We start from the raw sequence: 26,430 nt of genomic DNA on the forward strand, positions 1-26,430 counted from the left end.
GGTAAAAAAGTATTCCTTAAGATAATGAGAGATTTTGAATATGATTACTTAAGAGGTATTTAAAAATATTATTTGTTTGATTTAAAATCAACAAAATCATCATTATTTGACAAGGTACATCTAGCAAACTGGAAAAAACGAATTATTTAGATGTGCCGCCTCAAATGAAATTGGTATCAACGGCAGTTGAGGTAGTAAAGGATTTCACGGTTTTTAATTAACTAAAATGCATTGGAGGTTCTGATGAACCATGAAATTTCTAACGAGAGTTTGACTGAGAACAGTATACAACCAGAGCTACCGCGATCGCCAAAAAAGAAAAAGATTACTTTGATAATTTTGGGCGTGCTATTACTGGCTGGACTAGGTTTTTTTGGTATCTATGCAGGTGCAGCCAAGTCAGACAAAAGTGAAAAATCTGGGCGTAATAAGCAACAAGTCACACCTGTAACTGTGGCAATGGTGACACAAAAAACGGTTCCGATACAATTGCAGGCGATCGGTAATGTGCAAGCGGGGTCTACAGTATCGATTACGCCCCAAGCTAGCGGACGGATCGTAGGAGTTTATTTCAAGAAAGGTCAAGAGGTGAAAAAGGGACAACTTTTGTTTACCCTGGATGACCGATCGCAAGCTGCTGCAATCCAGCAAGCTCAAGGAACTGTCGCCAAAGACCAAGCCTCGGTACAACAAGCGAGAGACGCATTAACTAGAGATTTGGGTCAGGTAGACCAAGCCAGAGCGACTTTAGTCAAAGACCAAGCCTTAGTGCGACAAGCCCAGGCGAATTTAGCTAAAGATCGAGCGCAAGCAGAATTTGCTCAGGGACAGAGCGATCGCTATAGTGCGTTGTATAAAAAGGGCGCGATTAGTTTAGATCAAGCACAGCAATACGTTTCCAATAGCAAATCGGCGACAGCAACCCTACAAGCAGATCGAGAAGCGATCGCTAATGCTGAGGCTGTTTTGAAAAGCGATCGAGTAGCGCTGACTAATGCTGGTGCAGTTGTCCAAGGCGATCGAGCTGCGATCGCTAATGCTCAAGCCGTTGTCAGTTCCGATCAAGGAGCATTAGACAATACCAAAGTGCAATTATCTTACGCCAAAATTTATGCGCCGATTGATGGTCGCGCTGGCAATATTCTTGTGACTCAGGGCAATGTGGTACAAGCCAACAGCACGACTCCACTTGTTACCATCACCCAAATTCGCCCGATTCAAGTTGCTTTTTCCATTCCTGAAACAAATCTGCCCCAGGTACAAAAGTATATGCAGAATGGCAAGCTGAAGGTAGATGTGACATTCCCCGATAATCCATCTCGTTCTATACCAGGTACTCTGACGTTTGTCAATAATACGGTCGATAACACTACGGGGACAATTCAACTAATTGGCGACTTTGATAACACTCAGGGACACTTATTTCCCGGTCAATTTGTCAACGCAACCTTAACGCTAACTGAACAACCAAATGCAACGGTTGTTCCCTCCCAAGCCGTGCAGAATGGCCCCGATGGACAGTTTGTCTTTGTAGTTAAGCCAGACATGACGGTAGAAAACGTTCCAGTTACAGTTAGCAGCACCATTCAGGGGCTAGATGTAATTCAGAAAGGGCCGCAACCAGGGGATAAAATTGTTACCGATGGTCAAGCGAATCTCGTTTCCGGGAGCAAAGTTCGCGTTAAAACAGCCGGCAATTCCCAAAGCGGTAATGACTCGAATCAGCCAAGAAGAAATCATTCCCGTAACTCTGGTGGAGGTGATTCATGAACCTCTCGGAAGCATTTATCCGTCGCCCGATTATGACGACTCTGGTGATGGCGGCGATTTTAATCTTCGGTTTCATGAGTTATCGCTTGCTGCCAATCAGCGATTTACCAAGTGTAGATTATCCCACAATTCAAGTAAGTGCTTCCCGACCGGGAGCCAGCCCGGAAACAATGGCAGCATCGGTTGCCCGTCCTTTAGAAAAGCAATTTTCCAGTATTGCTGGACTCGATTCGCTCAACTCAACCAGCACTCTGGGACAGACTCAAATTACCCTGCAATTTAACCTGAGTCGGAATATTGATGATGCGGCGCAGGATGTGCAAGCTGCGATATCGGGAGCATCGGGGCAAATTGCTGACGATTTACCTAATCCTCCCACTTACAGCAAAGTTAACCCCGCAGATCAACCGATTCTTTACCTTTACCTCGATTCTCCCACTCTGCCCCTTTCCCAGGTAGATAATTATGCCGAGACTTATCTGGCGCAAAAGCTATCTACAATCAATGGGGTAGCACAGGTAGCCGTCTATGGTTCCCAAAAGTATGCGGCTCGAATTCAACTCGATCCGCAGCAATTGGCAACGCGGCAAATTGGGCTAGATCAGGTGGCGACGGCGATTCAACAGGGTAACGTCAATTTGCCTACCGGCAGTCTTTCGGGAAATCACAAGAATTTTACAGTCCAAACCAACGGACAACTTGAGGATGCGGCTGCTTATCGCCAACTGATTGTCTCTTATAAAGATGGAATGCCCATCTATCTCAATCAACTGGGTCGGATTGTTGACAGTGTAGAAAATGACAAAGTAGCAAGCTGGTATAACAATACTCGCGCCATTATTCTCACCATTCAAAGACAGCCCGGAACCAATACGGTGCAAGTTGTAGACACGATTAAGAAATTGCTCCCGGATTTGCGAGAACAGATTCCAGCATCCGTGGAAATTGGTATTCTCTATGATGCGTCTCAATCAATTCGAGATTCGGTGGATGATGTCAGATTTACGTTGATTCTGACGATCGCTCTAGTTATCTTAGTAATTTTCATCTTTTTACGGAACCTCTCGGCGACGGTGATTCCCAGTTTGGCATTACCCGTTTCGCTGATTGGTACTTTTGCAGTGATGTATTTGCTGCACTACTCATTAGATAACCTATCGCTGATGGCGTTGACCCTTTCGGTGGGTTTCGTCGTGGATGATGCGATCGTCATGCTAGAAAATATCGTCCGTCACATGGAAATGGGGGAACTTCCATTAGAAGCGGCGTTGAATGGGTCGAGAGAAATTGGTTTTACAATTCTGTCGATGACACTTTCCTTAGTTGCAGTCTTCATCCCCATGTTGTTCATGAGTGAAGTACTGGGACGATTATTTCATGAATTTGCTGTGACGATCGCAGTGGCAATTCTCGTCTCTGGTTTTGTGTCTTTGACTCTGACTCCGATGTTGTGCAGCCGTTTTCTGCGTCCTGTGGATCGTGCTAATCAAAGTCGGTTATATCAAGCTTCCGAATATGTCTTCGATCGCTTCCTCGGTTTGTATGATTGGAGTCTCAAAAAAGTCTTAAAATATCACCGCACCACAATGATTTTATCTGTCTTTCTATTGGCGGTGACAGTTGGGTTGTTGGTGATAGTTCCCAAAGGCTTTATTCCTAGCGAAGATACCGGACAAATTACAGGTATTACCCAAGCAGCCCAAGATGCATCCTTTGATAATCTTGTCCAGCATCAGCAGACAGTTGCTAACCTGATTCGTCAAGACCCAAATGTAGATGCAGTCAACTCCAATATTGGCGCGGGAGCGAGTGCTAATGGCAGTGGGGCAGCAGTTGCAGCCAATTCTGGTAGTTTGTTTATTCGGTTAAAACCGCGATCGCAGCGCCAACTAGGGGCTGACGAAATCGTGCAAAATTTACGAACCAAACTCGCCACTGTTCCAGGCATCCAAGTATTCTTACAAAATCCGCCAGCAATACCCATTGGCGCTCAACAAAGCACAGGACTTTATCAGGTTGCACTTCAGAATTCTGATGTCAAACCCTTACAGGAATATGTTCCGCAACTTGTGATCAAGATGAAGAACTTGCCAGAACTCCAGGATGTCAACAGCGATTTACAATTTGCTTCCCAGATTCAAATTGACATTGACCGCGATAAAGCCTCAACTTATGGGATTACCGCCGAGCAAATCGAAAATACCCTCAGAAGTGCTTACGGTTCCTACCAAGTCTCAACTATCTATGCAGCAACCAATGAGTATCAGGTAATTTTGGAATTAGCACCGCAATATCAGCAGGATATCAATGCTCTGTTGACCTTATACATTAACTCCAGCACAGGAGTAGCAGTTCCTCTGAAGACATTCGCCAAACTATCTCAGGGAGTCAGCCCGTTAATGGTTAATCATAACGGTCGGATGAACGCCGCTACCATTTCCTTTAACCTCGCTCCCGGTGCGTCCTTGGGAAATGCCAACCAAAAAATTGCAGAACTGATCGATCGGGTGATTCCTAAGAGCATTAGCACCAGTTTTCAGGGCGCAAGCCAGGTATTTCAAAGTTCACTGCCGAGTTTGGGTTTACTGTTAGCGATCGCCATCTTAGTAATTTATCTGATCCTGGGTATCCTCTATGAGGATTTCATTCACCCAATTACAATTCTTTCGGGTTTGCCGTCAGCCGGTTTTGGGGCATTGTTGACGCTGATTTTATTCCATGTCGAACTCAATGTTTACTCCTTCATCGGCATAATTCTCTTAGTGGGCATCGTTAAGAAAAACGGGATTATGATGGTGGATTTTGCCATTGAAGCCCAGCGAGAAGAATTGAAAAAACCGTCTGAGGCAATTTATCAAGCCTGTTTGGTGCGCTTTCGTCCGATTATGATGACGACAATGGCAGCATTAATGGGAACCTTGCCCATAGCGATCGGATTTGGGGCTGGTTCAGAATCCCGCCGTCCTCTAGGGATTGCAGTTGTGGGCGGACTGGTGTTTTCTCAGATATTGACTTTGTATTTAACACCCGTGTTCTATATATATATGGAATCGTGGCGGAAGAAGCTTAATCAAGTTAAGTTTCGGCGTGTGTTCTCATTTACAGGGGAGCGATCGTGATATTCAATCAATTTTTTAAACGAACCGCGAAGGACGCAAAGGACACGAAGGAAGAGTATAGATAAGTTCATGAAGCAGTGCAGGAGTCGTTAGAGATGTTTATAAATCACAGATAGAGCCGTTGCACCCATCACACATTTATTAAACTCACATTGAAATTAGATTTCAACACACTTCTATTAAGCATTTCTTCACTTTGCGCTCTTTGCGTCCTTTGCGGTTCGTTTAAAAATCTATTTTGACAAAGAGTTAAGCCTTAACTCAATAACAAAACCCATGAACCTTTCAGAACTCTTCATCCGTCGTCCAGTCATGACCACCTTGGTAATGATGGGTATTCTCATCTTCGGTCTGATGAGTTATCTACTATTACCCATCAGCGCCCTACCCAACGTTGAATATCCTTTTATTTCTGTCTCCGCTAGTCTCCCTGGTGCTACCCCGGAAACAATGGCCTCTTCAGTCGCCGCACCCCTAGAAAGACAGTTTACCGAAATTGCCGGACTCAATTCATTCAATTCCACTAGTTCCACAGGCAGCACTAACATTTCTCTACAATTTGACTTTAGCCGCAGAGTGGAAGATGCCGCAAAAGATGTACAGGCCGCCATTTCAGCAGCCGCCGGACAACTACCAGCCGGAATGCCTCACCCGCCTACCTACCGTAAAGTTAACCCATCTGTCTCACCAATTCTCTTCCTCTATATGTATTCGGAGACGCAGCCAATCTCGACAGTAGATGAATACGCAGAGGTAACAGTTGGTCAACCAATTTCGATGATTGATGGTGTTGCTCAGGTACAGGTTTTTGGTCAACAGCAATATGCAGTCCGCGTCCAGCTTGACCCGCGAGAGTTGGCATCGCGGGGAATTGGTCTAAATCAGGTAAAAACTGCAATTCAACAAGGAAATGTCAATTTACCAACCGGCAGTCTCTCTGGCACTTACAAAAGTTATACAATTCAGGCGAACGGTCAACTTACCGACGCTGCCAGCTATCGCCAGTTGATTGTGACTTACAAGAATGGTGCTACCGTGCGACTCCAGGATTTGGGACAGGTAATTGACAGCGAACAAAACGTCAAAGTCTCGAATTTGTATAGCGATCGCAAGGTAACAAACCGTCATTCTGTTGTTCTCGCTGTGCAGCCGCAGCCGGGAGCTAATACGGTAAATATTGTTGATGCTATCCAAGAACTTTTACCTACACTCCGCGAACAAGTTCCCAAATCCATTGAGATGGGCATTATGTACGATCGCTCCCAAACCATCCGAGCCTCTGTCAATGATGTGAAATTTACCTTGGTTCTGTCGGTTTGTCTAGTTGTCTTGGTAATTTTCTTATTTTTACGCGATCTAACAGCTACCCTAATTCCCAGTTTAGCCTTACCTGTAGCGATTATTGGCACTTTTGCTGTAATGTATCTGTCGGGTTTTTCCCTAGACAACCTCTCACTCATGGCGTTGACCCTTTCCGTGGGCTTTGTCGTGGATGATGCGATCGTTGTGTTAGAAAATATCGTCCGTTATCGGGAAATGGGCGAATCTCCCCTAAACGCGGCATTAAAGGGATCGAGAGAAATCAGCTTCACCATTTTGTCAATGACCCTTTCACTAGTGGCGGTGTTCATCCCGATCATGTTTATGAGTGGAATAATCGGGAAATTATTTCATGAATTTGCCGTGACGATCGCAGTGGCAATTTTGGTTTCGGGTTTTGTTTCCCTCAGTCTTACCCCAATGTTATGCAGTCGCTTTCTGGGTTCGCATCAGCAAAGACCAAATCTGCTATATCGAGTTTCAGAACGGGCATTTGATTTACTACTGCGGGGATATGATTGGACGCTCAAGCCTGTCTTAAAATACCGCCTGATGACACTCATTGGTTCTGGCATTCTGCTGGTAATGACCATCTATTTGTTCGTCATCGTCCCCAAAGGATTTATTCCTACGGAAGACACAGGACAACTGACGGCCAACACTAAAGGAGCGCAAGATATTTCTTTTGATGATATGCGGCGTCACCAGCAAAAAGTTGTTGATATCATTCGTCAAGACCCCAATATTGAAGCAGTTGACTCGATTGTAGGTGCAAGTGGACCGAATGCATCGGTAAACTCTGGGCGAATTACGATTCGGCTCAAGCCACGTTCTCAACGTCAACTGAGTGCTGACGAAATCATTCAAGAACTAACCCCCAAGTTGAGACGTGTAGTTGGAGTTAAGACATTCCTCCGTTCGCCGCCAGCTATTCCCATCGGTGGGCAACAAACTAATTCTACTTATCAGTTCACCTTGCAGAGTTTGAATTTACAAGACTTGCGCCAATACGTTCCTAAACTTGTAGATAAAGTCAAAACCCTACCAGGACTCCAGAACGTTGACAGTGATTTACAACTCAGCACTCCTCAAATCGAAGTCAAATTTGACCACAACAAAGCCGCAACTCTTGGGATTACCGCTCAACAAGTTGAACAAACCCTCAGCGCCGCTTATGGTTCCAGTCAGGTGTCAACTATTTATACCCCAAATGACCAATTTTATGTAATCTTGGAAGTAAAACCGGAATTTCAACGAGATCCTAGCGCCCTATCGATGCTATATGTGCAATCGAGTACAGGGAAACTGGTTCCCCTAAGTGCGATCGCTAATATCACTCAAAATGTCGGCCCTCTCACAGTTACTCACGTTGCTCAACTCCCCTCTGCAACTATCTCTTTTGATACGCTCCCAGGAACATCTCTAAGTCAAGCTACAGATGCCATCAAGCAAGCAGCCAGTGAGCTATTACCCTCAACAATTACTCCTAGCTTTCAAGGTTCAGCCCAAACCTTTCAACAATCCTTCAATGATTTAGGCGTGCTGTTATTGGTGTCTATTTTAGTAATTTATCTGATTCTCGGTATCCTCTATGAAGATTTCATTCACCCAATCACCATTCTTTCCGGTCTGCCTTCGGCGGGTTTTGGCGCATTATTGACGCTGTTGATTTTCCAGGTTGATTTAAATCTTTACTCTTTCATCGGCATCATTCTGCTAGTAGGCATCGTTAAGAAAAACGGGATTATGCTGGTGGACTTTGCCATTGAAGCGCAGCGAAAGGAAGGTAAAAATTCCTTTGATGCTATTTATGCCGCTTGCTTGATTCGCTTCCGTCCGATTATGATGACGACGATGGCAGCTTTAATTGGCACACTCCCCATTGCTCTGGGGACGGGAGTCGGTTCCGAAGCGCGTCGTCCTTTAGGGATTGCGATCGTTGGTGGATTGCTGTTCTCTCAGATTTTGACTCTCTATCTGACTCCAGTGTTTTACATTTATATGGAGGCATGGCGGAAAAAGCTGAGTATGCAGAGTAGGAAAGCTGAAAAAAAGCATCTGCCAGCAGTTAAAAGTTAATAATAGTTTTTAGTAAAATCGAGCGTGAGTAAAGCGATCGCTTAGAGTAAATTACCATCGCTCGGAAACTACTTGGCTAGATTGGGTTGAAGCTGCTCTCTCAGGTAAAGGTTAGAGAATGCTGATAGATTTTATGTCACTGCAACATCAATACTGTTTGCCCTAAATAAGACTTTTTATGACTAAATAATACAAAGCATTTGAAATTTACTTTCAAAGACCTAACTATTGAGGTCTTTTTCATGCTGTGTTTATTTAAAAAACAGCTTAATTTAGATTCATGGTTCAACAACAGATTCTAAACGCGGTAAGCACAAAACTAAACAGCTAAGACTCTATTGAAAATAATAAATAATATTTATTTTCATCAAATTCTCAGCAACTACGTTCCAGTAAATATCGATTTCAAGCGATATTTACATCTGTGCAAACCATCACTTAATCTGAAGACCAGATCACAATCAATACCTAAAGGACAAAAATGGCACTTTTCAATCTTGGTACACTCGGTAGCACTCCTGTTGTTAGAGATAACTTCAGTTTAACTACATCCGATCCCACAGATGTCTTTAAATTCCAAATCACCAGTGGCAAAAATATCAACCTGTCTCTGACAGATATCAGCGCTGGTGATGATGCGGACATCCGGCTGTTTCGAGACGCTAACAATAACGGTGTATTGGACAGCTTCGACCGAAATGTTGGACTTGTTTCCAATCGCGGAAGCAACCTAGATGAGGCGATTAACTTTAAAACTAGCTCAGGTACTTTTTTTGCGGAAGTATCTCGCTTTGCTCCAGGTAGTTCAGGCAATGTCAGTTACGATTTAGCCTTGTCTGCAACTCAACCTTCTGGAACTTTTCCCCTTGCAGCCAGTTTCAGTAACCTTCTACCTAAAGAATTTGTACTTGGTAACTTGTCAGCTGATGTTACTCGTACAGGTAACGTCAATAACCAAAACACTACTGATGTTTACAACTTCTCTTTGGGATTTTTTGAGGGTGTCAACATTAAATTGGACGGACTGAACGGCGATGCTGACATCCGGCTGATTCGGGACTCTAACAACAATCGCATCGTTGATGCTGGTGAGGAAGTTGCACGCTCTACTAGTGGAGGTACTGCGTCAGACCTTATTTCCAACACTACCTTATCTGGTGACTACTTCTTGCAAGTCACTCAATTCTCTACCTCTAACTACACTGTGACTTTCGACCACTTCACCACTCCCTTTGCTTTAGTTTAGGCATCGACAGTGGTGAGTAGTACTTGAAAGTTTTGTACGGCAATGCTTTCAAGGGTATGCAAATGATGTAAGCGGCAAAGAATTCTATCTGAACTTTGCCGCTTTTATTCCAGACTTTAGATAAAAAATTACATCAGACTTAACTAAAGCGGACTGAGCAACGATGCTGATATCCAACTAATTCGAGACTTTAATCGCAATCGAGGAAATTACCCGTTCTATTAAGAGCGGTATTACCTCAGATATTATTTCCAATATTAATAATGCTGGTAAATACTTTCTACAGGTCGATCAATTCAAAGATAGCACTAACTACACTTTGACTTTTAACTAGTTCACCACCCCCTTTGCTTAAGTTTAGGCATCGGGAATGGTGAGTAGTACTTGAAAGTATTGTACGGCAATGCTTTCAAGGGTATGCAAATGATACAAGCGGCAAAAAGTTATACCTGAACTTTACCGCTTCATTGCATAAATTATAGCTGTATCGATCAAATATTTCAACAAAATTGATGTTGAAGATTTTTTAAGCTTCCTTCGGGGAAGGGATTTAGGCACAGATGTATGTCTGTGGGGTTCTATCGCCGGTTGATGAAGTGAAGTGTAACAAGTGACGAGTGAAAACTTATAAATTAGCGATCGCTTAAAGACTACCAGAAACATCCAGTTAATCATAAGAAGCCTCTGAATTACCAGAGGCTTTTTCGTATCAATCTATACAAGTTTTGGTGTGACAAAAGTTTGCCAAAGCGATCGCTTGACGCAAGCTTTCACCTGCTTCTTCACATATCCAAGGCTTACGCACTCAGATTCTCTAACCCTATTAAAAAGTTGGCTCTAGAAATTCTCCCCTTAAAAAGCTACAGTGTACACGCAAGTCTCTTGATGCATCGACCTGCAATGCCAATGCATCGACCTGTAATGCCAATGCATCGACCTGCAATGTTAATGCATCGACCTGCAATGCTTATGCATCGACCTGTAATGCCAATGCATCGACCTGCAATGTTAATGCATCGACCTGCAATGCTTATGCATCGACCTGCAATGCTTATGCATCGACCTGTAATGCCAATGCATCGACCTGCAATGCTTATGCATCGACCTGTAATGCCAATGCATCGACCTGCAATGCTTATAAAAATTAACTCACTCTACGTTACACAGCAACTCTAAAAGACTTGTGTGTACACAGTAGCCTTTTTAAGGACTGCTCGGAGAAATCTAAGTTTTAAACTTTAGTGCGTAAGTCTTAACATTCCTTATTTTATCAAACTCATTCTCAATTACGCCAATGGTGAGTCATAAGACTTTTTATGACTAAACAATACAAAACACTTGAAATTTACTTGAACAAACACCTAACTATAGAAGTCTTTTTCATGCTGTGTTTATTGAAAAAACAGTTTAATTTAGATTCATAGATAAACAACAAGTTCTGAACGCGGCAAGCACACAACCAAACAGCTAAGGCTATCTTGAAAATAATACATAATATTTATTTTCATCAAACTCTAAGCCATTAATTCCCGTAAATATCGATTTAAATCGAAGATTTACATCTGTGCAAACCACAACTTAATCTGAACTTGACCGCATCACAATCAATACCTAAAGGACAAAGAAAATGGCACTTTTCAATCTTGGTACACTCGGTAGCACACCTGTTGTTAAGAATAACTTTGATTTAACTACATCTGATACAACGGATGTCTTTCAGTTCAAAACCACCGGTGGCAAAAATATCAACCTGTCTCTCACAGATATCAGCGCGGGTGATGATGCCGATATCCGGTTGTTTAAGGATTCTAACCTTAACGGTGTATTGGATGACTTCGACCGAAAAGTTGGAATTGTTTCCAATCACGGAAGCAACCAAGATGAGGCGATTAACTTTAAAACTAGCCCAGGTACTTTTTTTGCGGAAGTATCTCGCTTTGCTCCAGGTAGTTCAGGCAATGTCAGTTACAATTTAGCCTTATCTGCGACTGAACCTGCTGGAACTTTTCCGATTTCAGCCAGTTCCAGCAACCTTCTACCTAGAGAATTTGTACTTGGTGACTTGTCAGGTAATATCACTCGTACAGGTAACGTCAATAACCAGAACACTACCGATGTTTACAGCTTCTCTTTGGGATTTCGTCAGGGTGTTGACATCAGATTGGAAGGATTAAGCAGCGATGCTGATATCCGGGTGATTCGAGATTCTAACAACAATCGTATCGTCGATGCAGGTGAGGTAATTGCCAGCTCTAATAATGGAGGTATTACTTCGGAACTGATTTCCAACATTAGTGTACGTGGTGACTACTTCTTGCAGGTAACTGAATTCACTGGCGCCACTAACTACAACGTGACTTTTAATCAGTTCTCTGTCCCTGCTTAAGTTTAGGCATTAGCAGTGGTGAGTAGTACTTGAAAGCTTTGTACGGCAATGCTTTCAAGAGTATGCAAATGATGCAAGCGGTACAAATCTATACCTGAACTTTACCGCTTGCATTTCTCAATTTATCTCTGCACGGCTCAAATATTTGCACAAATATTATGAATAAAACATTACAACTAGGCGATGTCTATGACGGGCGTAGGGGCAGCGCCATCTTACCGCCAGAAATTATCCCCTTTTTAGCAAGTTACAATCTAATCCCGCAATTGTTATCTCAGAGCATTATTGAATTAGCGATCGCACCAATTACCTGCACACCAGCCGAAACATCTCACGCTCTAGAGCAATTTTATCAGCATTGGGATTTAAACAGCGAAGAAAAAATCCAAGATTGGTGTTTTCGTTATGGTTTAACTCAAGAACAATTAGAACTTTTCGCCACTCGCAAGCTGAGAGTTGAAAAATTCAAGCAAATAACTTGGGGACATCAATTAGAATCTTACTTTCTCAAATACAAAAGACATTTTGACAAGGTCATTTATTCTTTAATTCGGACTAATAGCAGAGGTACTGTTAACGAGCTATTCTTCCGAATTACAGAAGGAGAACAATCATTTTCGGAACTAGCTCGTGAATATTCTCAAGGGCCAGAAGCTGATACAAATGGCATCATCGGCCCAGTAGAGCTTGGTACGATCGCTCCTAATTTTGCTCAGTTACTTTGCACAAGTCAAGTAGGTATAGTTCAACCACCCGTAGCCTTTGGAGACTCATGGATAATTATACGCGTGGAAAAGTTTATAACTGCCCAGTTGGACGATTTTATGCGCCAACGATTACTGCAAGAGAATTTTGAAACTTGGTTTCAACAGCAACTAAGTCAACTATCACCAGAAGAAAAAACCTGGATGGGAATTAACACCAAACCAGCACAGCCTCAAGAAGCGAAGGCTGCTTAAAAATTATTAAAATCGGGTGCAAGATGATGACAAATACAACCATTGACATTCAAGAATATATTGCCGATCTATTTCCTTTCAATTATCTACCACCAAATGTTTTAGAAAATTTGCTCGACAAGGTGCAATTTTGTCGTTATCGCATCGGGCAGGTAATAGTAACCAGGGAAGCTATGCCCAATTGGATTAGCATTATTTACCAAGGACAAGCGCGTTTATTAACCTACAATTCCCAAGGACCAAATCCGGCGACACTGAAGTTACTATCACCAGGAGAGGTTTTGGGTTGGGTAAGTTATATGCGAGGTATTGCTTGTGAAACTGCGATCGCTTCTACTGAAGTTATCGCTATTAATCTACCTATTGCTGGTTTTCTAAATTTACTCAAGCAGGAAGAGGCTTTTGTCCAAGCGTTGCAAAATGAGATTACTCTTTTAGAAGTATATGAACTACTTACCGAAGAACTCAGCCGTCGCGCAGATGGCCGCAGGAATATAGTTAAGCTTGCCCAAGCTGCAACTGAAGTTGCGATTATCCAAACAATTCCTGCACGCAAAGTTTTCCGCCAGCAGTTGGAGTCAGAATTTTTGTGGTTAGTCAGCAGTAATTTTGATGCTGAGTTCCCTGTGGGGAGTCGCCTAGAGTTGGATGAACTTAATCCCAAGCTGAAATTTAATACAAATATGCGTCTGGTGGGATTGCCCAAATCAATATTTAGAGAAAATCTCGCTTCTCCTACACCAAAAACACTCTTACCCACAGAGATTCCCTACGCCTCAGAAATTACTGTCACAGAAACACCAGCAGCTAAGGGTAAACAAAAGAAGTTTCCTTATATCAAAGGTAGAGGGCCACTGGATGCAACACTAGCTTGCTTCCAGATGTTGAGCCAATACTTTAACATCTCCTGGCGCAGAGATACATTGCAGCGAGTGTTGACAAAGCAGTACGAACAGAAAGGTGTTATATCTCTGCAATTTTGCGCCGCTGCTGCTGAGTTGATGGGGTTGACAACACAGATGGTAAAAGTCCCCGCTACCGCAGTCGGACGCTTGCAATTACCAGTAATGATTTCTTGGCAAGATAGTTTTGCAATTATTTACAAAAATAGCGATCGAGAGTTACTCATTGCCGTTCCAGAGATGGGACTACTGCGGTACAAACTCCGAGACTTTGCGGAAAACTGGGGGGCTGAAGGAGAAGTTCTGCTGCTGCAAACCACCAAAAATACTCCCAAGGCGCGGTTTAGTTTGAGTTGGTTTGTACCCTCACTGCGGCGTTATCGCAAAGTATTAATTGAAGTACTAATTGCTTCCATTGTGATTCAACTGTTTGGGCTGGTAAATCCCCTCGCCACACAGGTGATTATTGACAAAGTACTGGTTGGTAACAGTCCTGATACCCTGGAAGTTTTTGGCATCTTTTTGCTAGTAGTAGCAGTCATCGAAGCAATACTCACCAGTATCCGCACTCATTTATTTACAGATACTACTAACCGAATTGACCTCGCCCTTGGTTCTGAGGTGATTAATCACCTGTTGCGTCTGCCATTATCTTACTTTGAACGGCGTCCTGTGGGAGAATTGGCAACGCGAATTCATGAACTGGAAAACATTCGCTCTTTCTTGACTGGTACAGCTTTAACTGTGGTGATGGATGCTGTATTTTCAGTAGTCTACATTTTAGTGATGGCGATTTACAGCCCAGTGTTGACCTTGGTAGCTTTGGCAACAGTACCGCTGTTTGGCTTGCTCAACTTGATGGTATCACCTGTGATGCGGCGACAATTGCAAGAAAAAGCTGAGTGCAATGCCGAGACGCAATCTTATTTAGTGGAAGTGATGGGGGGAATGCAGACAGTCAAGGCGCAAAATTTAGAAATGCGATCGCGTTGGCAATGGCAAGAACGCTATGCTCGTTACATCAGCGCAGGTTTCAAAACAGTCTCTACCCAAACTACTGCCGGTTCTGTTAGCAGTTTTCTCAACAAGTTTTCCAGTATGTTAGTGCTATGGGTGGGAGCTTTTCTCGTCCTCAATCAGCACCTAACCTTGGGACAACTCATCGCTTTCCGCATCCTAGCTGGTTATGTCACCAGTCCCTTGTTACGCCTAATGCAACTTTGGCAGAACTTCCAAGAAACCGCCCTATCTCTGCAACGCCTTGCTGATATTTTAGACACTCCTCAAGAAGTAGAAATCGGTAACTGTCAAAATATCCTTATGCCCAGTGTTCAAGGTAGTGTCCGCTTTGAAAATCTCAGCTTCAGTTTCTCGGAACACGGGCCATTGCAACTGTGCAATATTAACTTAGACTTTCCGGCTGGCTCCTTTGTGGGAATTGTTGGGCAAAGTGGTTCCGGTAAAAGCACACTACTAAAATTATTACCTCGACTTTACGAACCCAAGTCCGGCAAAATCTTGATTGATGACTATGATATCAGCAAAGTAGAACTTTATTCCTTACGTCGTCAGATTGGTATGGTGTTACAAGATACCTTACTATTCGATGGCACAATCCGCGAAAACATTGCCTTGGGATATCCTGATGCTAGCGATGAAGAAATTATTACTGCTGCCAAGATAGCATTTGCCCACGACTTTATTATGTCTTTGCCAAGTGGCTATAACACCCGTGTGGGCGAACGAGGTTCAGGACTGTCTGGGGGACAACGCCAACGAGTAGCGATCGCTCGTACTGTCCTGCAAAACCCGCAATTACTGATTCTTGATGAAGCTACCAGCGCCTTAGATTACAATGCCGAAGCCCAAGTTTGCCGTAACTTGGCGGCAGCTTTCCAAGATAAAACAGTGTTTTTCATTACTCACCGCCTCAGCACAATCCGCAATGCCGATGTCATTCTAATGATGGATCGAGGTGCTGTAGTAGAACAGGGAACTCATGAAGAATTGATGGCGCTTAAAGGTTATTACTACTGTCTGTATCAGCAACAGGAAGCGAAAGTTTAGTCATTAGTCATTAGTCATTCGTCATTTGTCATTTGTCAGCAGTAAATACTATTGCTTCAACTTTAAATAATGAAACTTCAAGCTTAAAACTCGACACTTTAGCCCCAGAACTCGGAAGTTGAGCCTTTGAACTCGGAAGTTGTACTTTTTTACTCGAACGTTGAGACTTTGAACTCGGAAGTTGCACCTTTTTGCTTGAACGTTGAGCCTTTGAACTCGGAAATTGCACCTTTTTGCTCGAACGTTGAGCCTCTGAACTCGGAAGTTGCACTTTTTTGCTTGAACGTTGAGCCTTTGAACTCGGAAGTTGAGCCTTTTTGCTTGAACATTGAGCTTTTGAACTCAAAACTTGAACCTTTCCCCTTTCCCTTTCCCCATTCCCCATTCCCCATTTATTATGAATATTCAATATAAATTCGATCAACCAGTACTTTTACAACAAACTCCTACTTGGTCGCGAGCGATCGCCTGGACTATTGTTGGAGTTAGCGCCTTCACCGTAATCTGGGCCTCAGTTTTCCAAATTGATGAATCAATTCATGCTACTGGCAAGTTGGAACCACAGGGTGCAGTCAAAGAAATTCAGGCTCCGATTCATGGTGTTGTCAATGAGATTCTAGTCAAAGATGGTCAGCGAGTCAAAAAAGGTGAAACACTCGTTACCCTAGAAAAAACTTCTTCGGAGGCGGAGTTAACTTCATTAAAGCAAAGTCGGGCGGCTCAATTGCTGGCGAAACAGTCGCTAGAGCAAGAAAATGATTTTTATCGCCGTCAGCTTCAAGGCAACATATCACTACAAGAAGTGGCACAGCAAACTGCTCTGTTGAAAATTAAACCAGAACTAGCCTTCTTGACCAAGAGCCGAGCCGCGATTATTGCCGAAAACCAGTTGTACCGGACACAGTTAAATGGTGCGACTGCTGGAAATATTCTTACAAGAGAGCAACAGTTACGCTTGCGAAATCGCCAAATAGAATTGGAATCGCGTTTAGCCACAGCCAATTTAGAAACGGGACAGACACAACAGCAATTTTTCCAAACTCAAGCGGAATTAACTAGCGCTAAAGAGTTGCTGATAATTAATCAACAAATTCTCCGCAAGTTTGAACCTCTAGCGCAGCAGGGGGCGATTTCTCAGGTGCAGTACTTGAAACAACAGCAGGATGTCAGCAGCAAACAAGCTGAAGTGATTCGATTGAATCGGGAACAGCAACGATTACAATTAGCGATCGCACAATCAAATCAAAAATTTCGCAATACTGCGGCTGTGTCTCAAGAAGATTTACTAGCCAAAATTACAGATAATGACAAAAACATTGCCGGAATTGACAGCCAATTAACTAAGGTAATTGTAGATAATCAGAAACGCCTCTATGAAATTAATAGTCAGATTGGAGAGATTGATAGTAAATTAACTCAGGCAGAACAAACCCTGAAATATCAAAAAATTACAGCACCCGTAGATGGAACTGTCTTTGAACTCAAAGCCAAAACAGCAGGATTTGTAGTTAATTCCAGCGAACCCCTGCTGAAACTCGTTCCTAGTGGTAACTTGGTTGCTAACGTCTACATCACCAACCGCGACATCGGCTTTGTCAAAGAAGGGCAACAAGTGGATGTGAGAATTGATTCCTTTCCCTTCCAAGAGTATGGTGATATCAAAGGCGAACTAGTTGAGATTGGCTCTGATGCCCTACCTCCAGACCAAGTTTATAATTTCTGGCGTTTTTCCGCAAAAGTCCGCCTACATGGGCAGAAGTTACTAATTAATCAGCGTCAAATTCCCTTGCAATCAGGGATGTCCATTAATGCTAATGTAAAATTACGTCAGCGCACCATTATGAGCATCTTCACTGATTTCTTAGTACAAAAGACTGAAAGCTTAAAGTCTCTGCGCTAAACAAAAAGATTGAAAAACCTCTCCCCTAGAAGCCTACGGCGTACACCCATATCTGAACAAAACCAAAATAAAATCGTTGTACATCCAATACGCTTGGGTTAAGCTTTTATTTCTCTCCCTGCCTCCCCTGCCCCTCTGCCCCCCTGCCTCCCTGCCTCCCTGCCTCCCTGGTCACTGAGCGTAGTCGAAGTGTGCCCCCTGCCTCCCTCACTGGCTCTGTTTAACCAAATCAGTAATCGTCTCAACCAGGTTTGCTGGATCGATAGGCTTCGGAACATGCCGTTGAAAACCTGCCTCTATAGCCTTTTGATAGTTAATTTCTCCAGCAAATGCTGTTAAGGCGATCGCTGGAATCTTCCCGCCCTGTTGGTACGGCAAGGCTCTCAGCTGACGTACCAGCATATAGCCATCCATTTCTGGCATCCCAATATCGCTGAGTAGCACATCTGCTCTGCACTTGGTTAAAGTAGCGAGAGCTTCAACGGCTGAGGTGACACTTGTTACATTCGCCCCATACATCTCTAGCATGAAAGCAATAAACTCCCGTGTATCTGTGTTATCATCTACCACCAAAACTTTGATGCCATGCAAATTTAAGGATGGCTCAGACGGTTTACTATCCGCGTTCTTCTGAGATGGAGTTGCCATGAGCGGCAGTCTCACAGTAAAGGTTGCCCCCTGACCTTCACCTGCACTTTCTACCTGAACAGTTCCGCCATGCAATTCAACCAAGTGACGAGCGATCGCCAACCCTAACCCCAGTCCACCAAACTTTCTAGTTGTAGCACTATCTGCTTGGCGGAAGTATTCAAACACATAGGGGAGAAAGTCAGGGTGAATCCCTTGACCTGTATCGATAACAGTGACTTCGGCAAAAGAGTTAACTTGTTTGAGATGGATATCCACTCGTCCCCCGATGTCAGTGAACTTAATCGCGTTCGAGACGAGATTCCAAATCACTTGCTGTAACCTATTTGGATCGCCTAAAACTTGCCCTACATTTGGTTCAAGCCTCATCTGAATTTGAATTGACTTACTTTCAGCCGCCAACTGTACAGTTTCCATTGCAGCTTTAACGATCGATACTAGATCCACTGGGCAAACTTTCAGGCTAAGTTTACCTTGCAAAATTCGGGAGACATCTAGCAAGTCTTCAATCAGTTCGGACTGCAACTTGGCATTGCGTTCGATCGCACTCAGAGCATAAGCGGTCTTGGCTTCGTCAAGCTTAGAGGTTTGGAGCAGCTTAGACCAACCCAGAATCGGATTAAGGGGCGATCGCAACTCATGGGATAACACTGCCAGAAACTCATCTTTAATTCGGTTAGCTTGTTGCAATTGTTGAGCTTGTTGCTGGATTGAAGCCAGTAAATTTGCCCGCTCAATAGCGATCGCCATTTGCTCGCAAGTGGATTGCAGCAGATCGATTTCTTCGGGAGTAAAGCAGGTACGGGTGCGACTGGCAAACGAGAGTGTCCCCAGTAACCGTCCCTGCACAATCAACGGTTGTCCAGCATAAGCCATGATGCCAATTGAGCTGACAAGCTGCGCGTTGGGATGCGTGGAGATTTGCGATCGATCGAGGACAATTTGCTGCCGCTGTTGTGCCACCAGCCCGCAAAGATATTCACCAACTTTAATCCATTCCAGCGACTGAGCTGTTGCCTCAGAGATTCCCCCATAGTTGCTCAGATGCAGCATTTGCTGATTATCTTTTACCTCAACCATATAGTTGTAGTAAGAATGTAACTCTAGCTGGGCTGAGAGCTTGCTGAACAAGTTATTCATCAACTGCATGGGATGTTCCGTCGCCAGTAAATCGCTGGTCGTTTCATACAGCAGATGCAGCCGTTCCTCTGCTCGTTTGCGTTCGGTGATGTCGAGTGCGGTTCCCAGGAAGCTAACCGCCTGTTTGGACACACCCTCTCCCTCAAATTGCACCTGCCCATTAACGAATATCCACCGCTCAGTTCCATCGTTCCAGACGAGCCGATAGTCAATTTCATAAGTACCCGACGACATTGGGTCGAGCGCATTGCTAACGGCGTTCGCTACACGCTCCTGGTCATCTGGGTGGATGCGCTCGATCGCTATCGATAGAGGGATAATCGCGGTGTCATCCGGCTCGCCCCAAATCTCGCACATCCGCTTGTCCAACTCGACGAGGTTCGTACTGGGATCGTAATGCCAAGTCCCAAGCCGACTGATATTAACGGCAAGGCGGGCGCGTTCCTCACTTTGGTGTAGAGCTTTTTCAGCTTGTTTGCGTTCGTTAATATCCTCTATTAAGCCGTCAATAACGGTTCTACCATCTACTTGGGTAAAAGTTGTACTAATTCGCACCCAAATGAAAGTACCATTCGCTCGTCGCAATTGCATCTCGCGATCGCGGATTTCACTATTTTGCTTTAATTGGTTGAGAACTTGGGCATAGTCCAATGGTTGGAAATAAGGCTCAAGGGTTTGACTTGCGGGCATTTCAGTTAGAGAATTTAAACCTAACAGCCGCAGAAATGCGGGATTGCCTTCGAGTAAAGTACCATCTGCCGTTAAGCGATAAATTCCTACATTTAAATTATTCAGCAAGGTTTGAAAGCGTGATTCTAGCCTGACTGCTTTACGTTGAGCTTCAGTCCGCTCTATTGCTCGGCGGACTGCTGCGGGTAATCGAACATAGTGCTTAGGAGACTTGATAATGTAATCTTCTAATCCCGATTTCATGGCCTCAACAGCAATTTCCTGAGTGCCACTACTGGTAAACATTATTACTGGGCAATCAGGATAACGATTTTTAATTGCCCGGATCGCGGTTAAGCCATCACTCCAGCGTAATTGATAGTCAGTTATTACTAAATCAAACTGTCCTGTTTCTAATGCTTGTTCCAAGTCTTTTGCTTGAACAATTTCGTAAAACTGGAGGTCAAAAAACTCTTGCTTTAGTACATGAATCGCCAGTAGGCGGTCATTCAAATTATCATCAATTAGAAGAATGCGTAACATCTAACTACATTACATTTACGTAAGGGTAACAGTGACAATAATGCCCAAAAAATGTTCAAACAGTTTACAATTGCGGTCTTTCGTTAAAAATAATCCAATGGAGATTAAGGGTTATAACAATTTCTACTAATTCATTAAAAATAACTGGTTTAACTATGTAAGCATTTACACCTATGTCATAAATATGATTGATGTCGGCATACTCTCTCGATGAGGTGAGAACTACGACCGGTAAGCGCTTGAGTTCTGGTTGCTGCCGTAACCACATCAAAACCTCAGCCCCGGATCTGCGGGGTAGTTTTAGATCGAGCAAGATTAGTACAGGTAAGGGATAACGAGTGCGATCGCCATAAGGTTCCTCTCCAGAGAGATATAATACTGCTGCATCGCCATCATTTACCACCTGAACTGGATTGACAATGTTAGCCTTGCGGAGCGCTCGTTGCAGCAGAAGTACATCTTTGTGATTATCCTCTACAAGTAAAATAGTGTCTTGCTCTTTACTCATGAAATTTTATCTTTAAAGGCAGGGGACAGGGGGCAGGTGGTCACTGAGTGTAGTTGTACCACTTGCCTACGGCACGCTGCGCGAACGTGGAAGCAAGCTACGCGCAGCGTCTCCGACAGGAGAAGTGAGGCAGGGGGAAAAAAGTTTTTCATCCTTTACTGTGCGCCTCAGCGCATAAGGTAAGGGTTTTGCACCAAATATTTAAGAGCGTAGAAAGAATTTTATATTTGCCCGTAATCAAGAGGATTAAAAGATTTTAGGGATTTCCATCTATAACTATAGGTAAATCTATCCAAAATCGGCTTCCCTGTCCAGGTTGGGATTCTACACCAACTTGCCCATTCATACGTTCGACTCCTTTGCGGACAATTGCTAAACCGATACCACTACCAGGATAAACTTCATAGCTGTGTAGGCGCTCAAAAACATTAAAGATGCGTTTGTGGTGTGTTTCCTTAATACCAATACCGTTGTCTTGCACCCATAAGCGAACCAATTTATTACCTTTCTCAGTCCATATCCGTAACTGAGGTTGGACTTCCGGTGCAACAAATTTAATTGCATTGGTTAGTAAATTGGTAACTACTTGAATCAAAATAGTAGGGTTTCCCGTAACTTCAGCTAAAGGCTCTTCAACTTGCACTCTCGCCTGTCGCTGCGTTATTTCTAGTTCTAGCTGTCTCAGTATTTGTATCATCAATAAAGATAAGTTAATAGCTTGTAATGGCATTTCAGTCCGGCTGAGGCGACTATATTCAAGCAGATCCTGAACAAGCTTGTCTGCTTGCTGTGTACTTGCAATAATGCGCTGCAAATAGTTTTGTTGGTTCTCTAGGTTAGATTCTCTATCCTGGTTCTCTAGGAGGATTGAACCAAACGCTTGGATAGCGCGTAATGGTTCGCGCAGATCGTGGGAAATTGAATAAGTAAATGCTTCTAAATCTTGATTAGCCACTGCTAATTCCTGATTTTTCTGCGCTAAATCTCGATTTGCTACTTCTAATTCAGCAGTACGCTCCCTGACTCGCTCCTCTAAGGTTTGGTTGAGTTGCTGAATTTCAATTTCGGCTTGTTTACGAGATGTAATATCTTCAATTAAGCCATCTATTACCTGTTGTCCCTCAAGGGCATTCAGGGCTATGCTTAATCCAACCCAGATCAGTCTTCCATCTGCTCGTTGTAATTTAATCTCTTGCTCTTGCTGTTGAGGTGGCGGCAGCTTTTGTAGTATTGAGTAGTATTCATGGATGTTTAATAGATTCATCGCTGAGGCTTGGGATAATGAATCCAGCCCCAACAATTCCAGAAATGCTGGGTTACACTCAATAAAATTTCCATCTGGATAAGTACGAAATATACCTACTTTTAATTGGTTGAGCAAACCTTGAAGACGGATTTCAAGTAAGGTAGCTCGTTGTTTGGTTTCTACTCGTTCTAGTGCAACTCGCACAGCAACTGGTATGCGAATGTAGCGGTTGGGTAATTTGAGGACATAATCATCTAGCCCAGACTTCATTGCCTCTACCGCAATTTCTTCACTACCTGTATTAGTAAACATAATCACTGGACAGTTGGGATACTGTTGCTTAATTGTATATAAAACTTCTAGTCCAGTACTCCAGCCTAGTTGATAGTCAGTAATGACCAAATCAAATTCACCTGCTGCTACTGCACTAGCAAAGCCAGAGGCTTCGCGAATTTCTTGAGGTTGAAATTGCGGAAATTCTCGCCTCAGTTCTCGGATTAGTAAAGCGCGATCGCCTGGATTGTCATCAATTATCAGAATGCGGAGTACTTGCGTCATTCGTATGCTTGCTGTGAGGAAGGGCTTTTGGCAGGGCAATCCAAAAGCGACTACCAGTACCTAATTGCGATTCTACTCCGGCTCGACCGCCCATTCGCTCTAACCCTTTGCGGACAATTGCTAAACCAATACCAGTACCTGGATAGATTTCTACGCCATGCAGTCGTTCAAAAACCCGAAAAATGCGCTCTTGATGTTCTGGTGCAATGCCGATGCCGTTGTCTACAATCGACAATTGTATCGAATCTTGCTGCTCTTCTGCATAGATTTCTACTTTTGGTTGTATTCCAGGCTGCACAAATTTCATCGCATTGCTGAGTAAATTGGTTACTATCTGCACAAGCGTAGAGCGATGAGCCATCACTAGCGGCAAGGGTTTTGTTACCGTGACTTGTGCAAGCTGTTCCTGAAGTTCTTTGCTGAATTGTTTTAAAGCTTCCTCAACAACATCAGTTAAATCAACTTTTTGCATTTTAATTTGGGCACGGCTGAGGCGGCTGTATGCCAGGAGTTCAGCAATTAGGGTGTCCATTTGGACTGCACCCTCTGTAATATATTGAATGTATTCTTGCCCAACGGAGTCTAGTTTGTCTGTGTAATCCTCTTGCAATGCCTGAGCAAAGCCTTGCATAGTACGTAACGGTGCCCGTAAATCGTGCGATATCGTGTAAGTAAATGCTTCTAGCTCTTGATTTGTTTCTTGCAACTGTGCAGTGCGCTCGACAACACGCTGTTCTAGTTCCAAAGCGTAATTTTGAAGTTGTTCGCGTAGCAGAGATTGTTGAATAGCGATCGCTAATTGAGCCGCCACCTCACGCACAACATCTTGTGCTTGAGCATCAAAAACGGCTGTCTGAGTCGCCGCTAAGTTGAGTTCTCCTAGCAGCGTTTCTTCAACTAACATCGAAATCCGCAGACAACAAAGCATTCCTGCCGAATGCAACCGTGCTAACACAGGTGGGTAAAGCTCAATATTTGTCAAGTCTTTAACATAACTAAGGTTTTGCCGTAAGCTTTGCTCAGGCGCAAAGTCTGATACTGAAATCTTTGTGCCTTCAAGGGGTTGTAATTCTTTAGTGCTGCTGCCTGCCACAATCTCAGCTATACCTGCCTCAAAATTAAATAGGGCAACAAATGCTTGCTCATAGGGTACTAACTGACGCATTTGTGTCAGCGCACTTCGGACTAGAGATTTGATACACTCGGCTGCTAGAATTGCTCGGTCAATATTATGTAAAGCGGCAAGTCTGCGGGCAGAAAGCTGAACATTTTCAGTTTGTATTTGGGCAGTTTTGAGAGCATTTTCGTAATTGTCAGACACATGAGAAATTTGCCGTCGAATATAAAAGGCAAGGACGCCACCAGCAGCAAGCGACAAGATTATGCTACTAAAGATGACTCGCTCAGTAGTCTGTTGGACTGCTTGGTTGCGCTGATACCGTAGCTGTTCTTCAGTAGCAATAAAATTAGTAATTTGATTTCGCATCACGTCCATGCTGTGTTTGCGAACCTCAATTGCTGATAGGGGTTCAGTTTCGCCTCTTTGTTTGCGGACGACCGCTTGGGAAATAGATTTCTTCCAGCCTGTTTCCTCTGCCTTGATTTGCCTTAAGCGTTGACTTTGTTGGGGATTATCTGAAACTAAATCACCCAACCGATCAAAAGTAGTATTAATGGTAGAGTTTGCTTGTTGATAAGGTTCAAGAAATTCTGGGTTACTTGTGAGCTGGTATCCACGGACTCCTGTCTCCAGATCGAGTAATAGTTTTTGTAAGCCATTTGCTCTGGCAATTACTTGGTCAGTGTGCTCAACCCAGTGCATAGCCCAAAGCAAACGGTTAATTTGCCAGATTGAAACTCCTGACAATGACAATAACAGGATAATTGGCAGAGCGATCGCACCGATCAGCCTACGCCTGAATGCAACTTGAGTAATTTGCAGCATTTACTTATGCTATAGCAGCACTTGTACAGTAAACGACACTATTTTGAAAATAACTTTGTTTATGTAGCTGCTTTGAACACGAGCTTCAGGACTGTCTAGGGGACAACGCCAACTTCTGTTGTCATTAGACCTCTTGCAAAAGTGCTTTTTGCAGAGAGGGGAAAAGGGTAAAGGTTAAAGGGGAAGAGGGCAATACAGAACCTTTTCCCCTTCCCCCTTTCCCGACTTATGCAAGAAGTCTATTGTTTTTTCCTCACATTTCTAGCTTCCGGCCAACCATATACCACAAACCCACGGCATAGCGGATGTAATTGAGTTCTGTAAAACCTGCTTTCGCAAACTCGTACTCGAAGTTGAAATGGATAAAGTCATCCAACCACGGTTCTTGAAAAGAAGCACTGAGGGCGTATTCACCTCGATAGGTGTCAGCATATAGTACCCAACCTCCGGGTTTGGCGATCCGATACATCTCCTTCAGAATCTTAGGCGTCCACTCTTTAGGTGTCTCGTGAAAGAGTAGTGATGATGTGACAAGATCGAAAGAGTTGTCAGGGTAGCCAGTGTTACGAGCGTCCACCTGCTCGAAGGATGCCCGCTCACTTAATCCAGCCTTGTTAAATTTGTGCTGACTAATCACCAGCATATAAGGTGAAACATCAGTAATGCGAAAAGTGGCCTGTGGAAACCGCTGTGCCAGTGCCAGCGCTCCACCAGCCGTACCTGCACCAAGCTCTAGCACCGTCTCAATTTGAGCGTCTTGAGGAATTAGTTCAACCATTGTCTCGCGCAACTGCTGACAACTAACATTGTGGCTGAGGGGAATAATGGCATCCATCGCAGCATCCCAGGCTAAACACGACTGAGGATTAGTGTAGGAATCAGTTGACCCATGAATGGGGGCGTGGATATAGTCAGGGTAATATTCATGCTCGGTATGGTAGCCTTTGAGTTCCTCTTCCCAATTAATTGAGGCATATTCCTGCATTACTGAGGGCATCGTTGCGGTGATGCGTTGAATTACCTCGGTTCGATACACCTGTTTTTTTTCTGCGTTCCATTTCGGCATAATCATCTCCTACTTACACTCGCTACTGGTGTTCCTAGATTCCAATCTGGGAACGAGAAATAAACTGCAAATACAATAGAGCAATACTCCAGACAGTTTTTAATTGAGCCAATTCACAAGAAAGCTATCGATCCTTTAGGGTGCTGGTTAAAACAAACAAGCAGCGGAACGATAGCTATATGTAAATTGTACAGAGTACGTTACGCTGTCGCGAACCCTCTGTACATTTATTGGAGTATTGGAGAATTTATTTTTTGACATTCCCTAAGAGGATGTTTGGAAAGTCAAAAAAAGCTCAAGTAACGGTACTCTGTCAGTAGAAACAAATGCGACAGCGTTAATTGAGCCATGTCTAAATC

At 43.6% G+C, this 26,430-nt stretch carries 15 protein-coding genes; 9 read left to right on the forward strand and 6 right to left on the reverse strand.

The genetic code is table 11. The features are described 5' to 3' along the window. Window positions 1-243: 243 nt before the first annotated feature. The 8 genes from V7K53_RS09440 (at window position 244) to V7K53_RS09475 (ending at window position 15,848) form a co-directional block, all read left to right on the forward strand. Window positions 244-1,770, forward strand: coding sequence for an efflux RND transporter periplasmic adaptor subunit (locus tag V7K53_RS09440; RefSeq protein ID WP_335197267.1), 1,527 nt, complete (start codon window positions 244-246; stop codon window positions 1,768-1,770). Then, complete coding sequence (locus tag V7K53_RS09445; RefSeq protein ID WP_335197268.1) at window positions 1,767-4,889, forward strand: efflux RND transporter permease subunit; 3,123 nt, start codon at window positions 1,767-1,769, stop codon at window positions 4,887-4,889. Before V7K53_RS09440 ends, V7K53_RS09445 begins: the two co-directional genes overlap by 4 nt. A 276-nt stretch (window positions 4,890-5,165) precedes the next feature. After that, a complete protein-coding gene (locus V7K53_RS09450) occupies window positions 5,166-8,288 on the forward strand; it encodes an efflux RND transporter permease subunit (protein ID WP_335197270.1) in 3,123 nt (1,040 codons plus the stop codon). Between the two features lie 481 nt (window positions 8,289-8,769). Beyond that, window positions 8,770-9,534 (forward strand): PPC domain-containing protein, encoded by a 765-nt coding sequence (locus tag V7K53_RS09455; RefSeq protein WP_335195126.1) that lies wholly within the window; start codon window positions 8,770-8,772, stop codon window positions 9,532-9,534. Between the two features lie 885 nt (window positions 9,535-10,419). Beyond that, entirely contained in the window at window positions 10,420-10,710 is a 291-nt protein-coding gene (locus V7K53_RS09460; RefSeq protein WP_335197271.1) for a hypothetical protein, read from the forward strand. A gap of 451 nt (window positions 10,711-11,161) precedes the next feature. Continuing rightward, complete coding sequence (locus V7K53_RS09465; RefSeq protein ID WP_335195122.1) at window positions 11,162-11,920, forward strand: PPC domain-containing protein; 759 nt, start codon at window positions 11,162-11,164, stop codon at window positions 11,918-11,920. Between the two features lie 158 nt (window positions 11,921-12,078). Then, the gene (locus tag V7K53_RS09470; RefSeq protein ID WP_335197272.1) at window positions 12,079-12,879 is read left to right on the forward strand and encodes a peptidylprolyl isomerase; all 801 of its coding nucleotides are present in this window, start codon (window positions 12,079-12,081) and stop codon (window positions 12,877-12,879) included. Window positions 12,880-12,902: 23 nt separating this feature from the next. Next, entirely contained in the window at window positions 12,903-15,848 is a 2,946-nt protein-coding gene (locus V7K53_RS09475) for a peptidase domain-containing ABC transporter (RefSeq protein WP_442940478.1), read from the forward strand. Window positions 15,849-15,876: 28 nt separating this feature from the next. On the opposite strand, the gene V7K53_RS09480 is transcribed toward V7K53_RS09475, so the two are convergent. Then, window positions 15,877-16,257 carry a hypothetical protein gene (locus V7K53_RS09480; protein WP_335197273.1) on the reverse strand — a complete coding sequence of 127 codons (381 nt, stop codon included), beginning with the start codon at window positions 16,255-16,257 and terminating at the stop codon, window positions 15,877-15,879. On the opposite strand from V7K53_RS09480, the gene V7K53_RS09485 reads away from it, so the two are divergent. Continuing rightward, the gene (locus V7K53_RS09485) at window positions 16,246-17,748 is read left to right on the forward strand and encodes an HlyD family efflux transporter periplasmic adaptor subunit (protein ID WP_335197275.1); all 1,503 of its coding nucleotides are present in this window, start codon (window positions 16,246-16,248) and stop codon (window positions 17,746-17,748) included. The genes V7K53_RS09480 and V7K53_RS09485 overlap by 12 nt on opposite strands. Before the next feature lie 207 nt (window positions 17,749-17,955). On the opposite strand, the gene V7K53_RS09490 is transcribed toward V7K53_RS09485, so the two are convergent. The 5 genes from V7K53_RS09490 to V7K53_RS09510 all read right to left on the reverse strand — a co-directional run bounded on the left by V7K53_RS09490 (window position 17,956) and on the right by V7K53_RS09510 (window position 26,071). Continuing rightward, window positions 17,956-20,748, reverse strand: a complete 2,793-nt coding sequence (locus V7K53_RS09490) for a response regulator (protein WP_335197276.1) — start codon at window positions 20,746-20,748, stop codon at window positions 17,956-17,958. Between the two features lie 64 nt (window positions 20,749-20,812). Beyond that, entirely contained in the window at window positions 20,813-21,256 is a 444-nt protein-coding gene (locus V7K53_RS09495; RefSeq protein ID WP_335197277.1) for a response regulator, read from the reverse strand. A 256-nt stretch (window positions 21,257-21,512) separates the two neighbouring features. Continuing rightward, window positions 21,513-23,060, reverse strand: coding sequence for a sensor histidine kinase (locus tag V7K53_RS09500; protein WP_335197278.1), 1,548 nt, complete (start codon window positions 23,058-23,060; stop codon window positions 21,513-21,515). Then, complete coding sequence (locus V7K53_RS09505) at window positions 23,029-25,005, reverse strand: CHASE3 domain-containing protein (protein ID WP_335197279.1); 1,977 nt, start codon at window positions 25,003-25,005, stop codon at window positions 23,029-23,031. Before V7K53_RS09505 ends, V7K53_RS09500 begins: the two co-directional genes overlap by 32 nt. 253 nt (window positions 25,006-25,258) lie before the next feature. Continuing rightward, a complete protein-coding gene (locus V7K53_RS09510) occupies window positions 25,259-26,071 on the reverse strand; it encodes a class I SAM-dependent methyltransferase (RefSeq protein WP_335197280.1) in 813 nt (270 codons plus the stop codon). Between the last annotated feature and the right edge of the window lie 359 nt (window positions 26,072-26,430).

Origin of the sequence: Nostoc sp., from assembly GCF_036917355.1 — a bacterium.
GTDB lineage: Bacteria > Cyanobacteriota > Cyanobacteriia > Cyanobacteriales > Nostocaceae > Nostoc.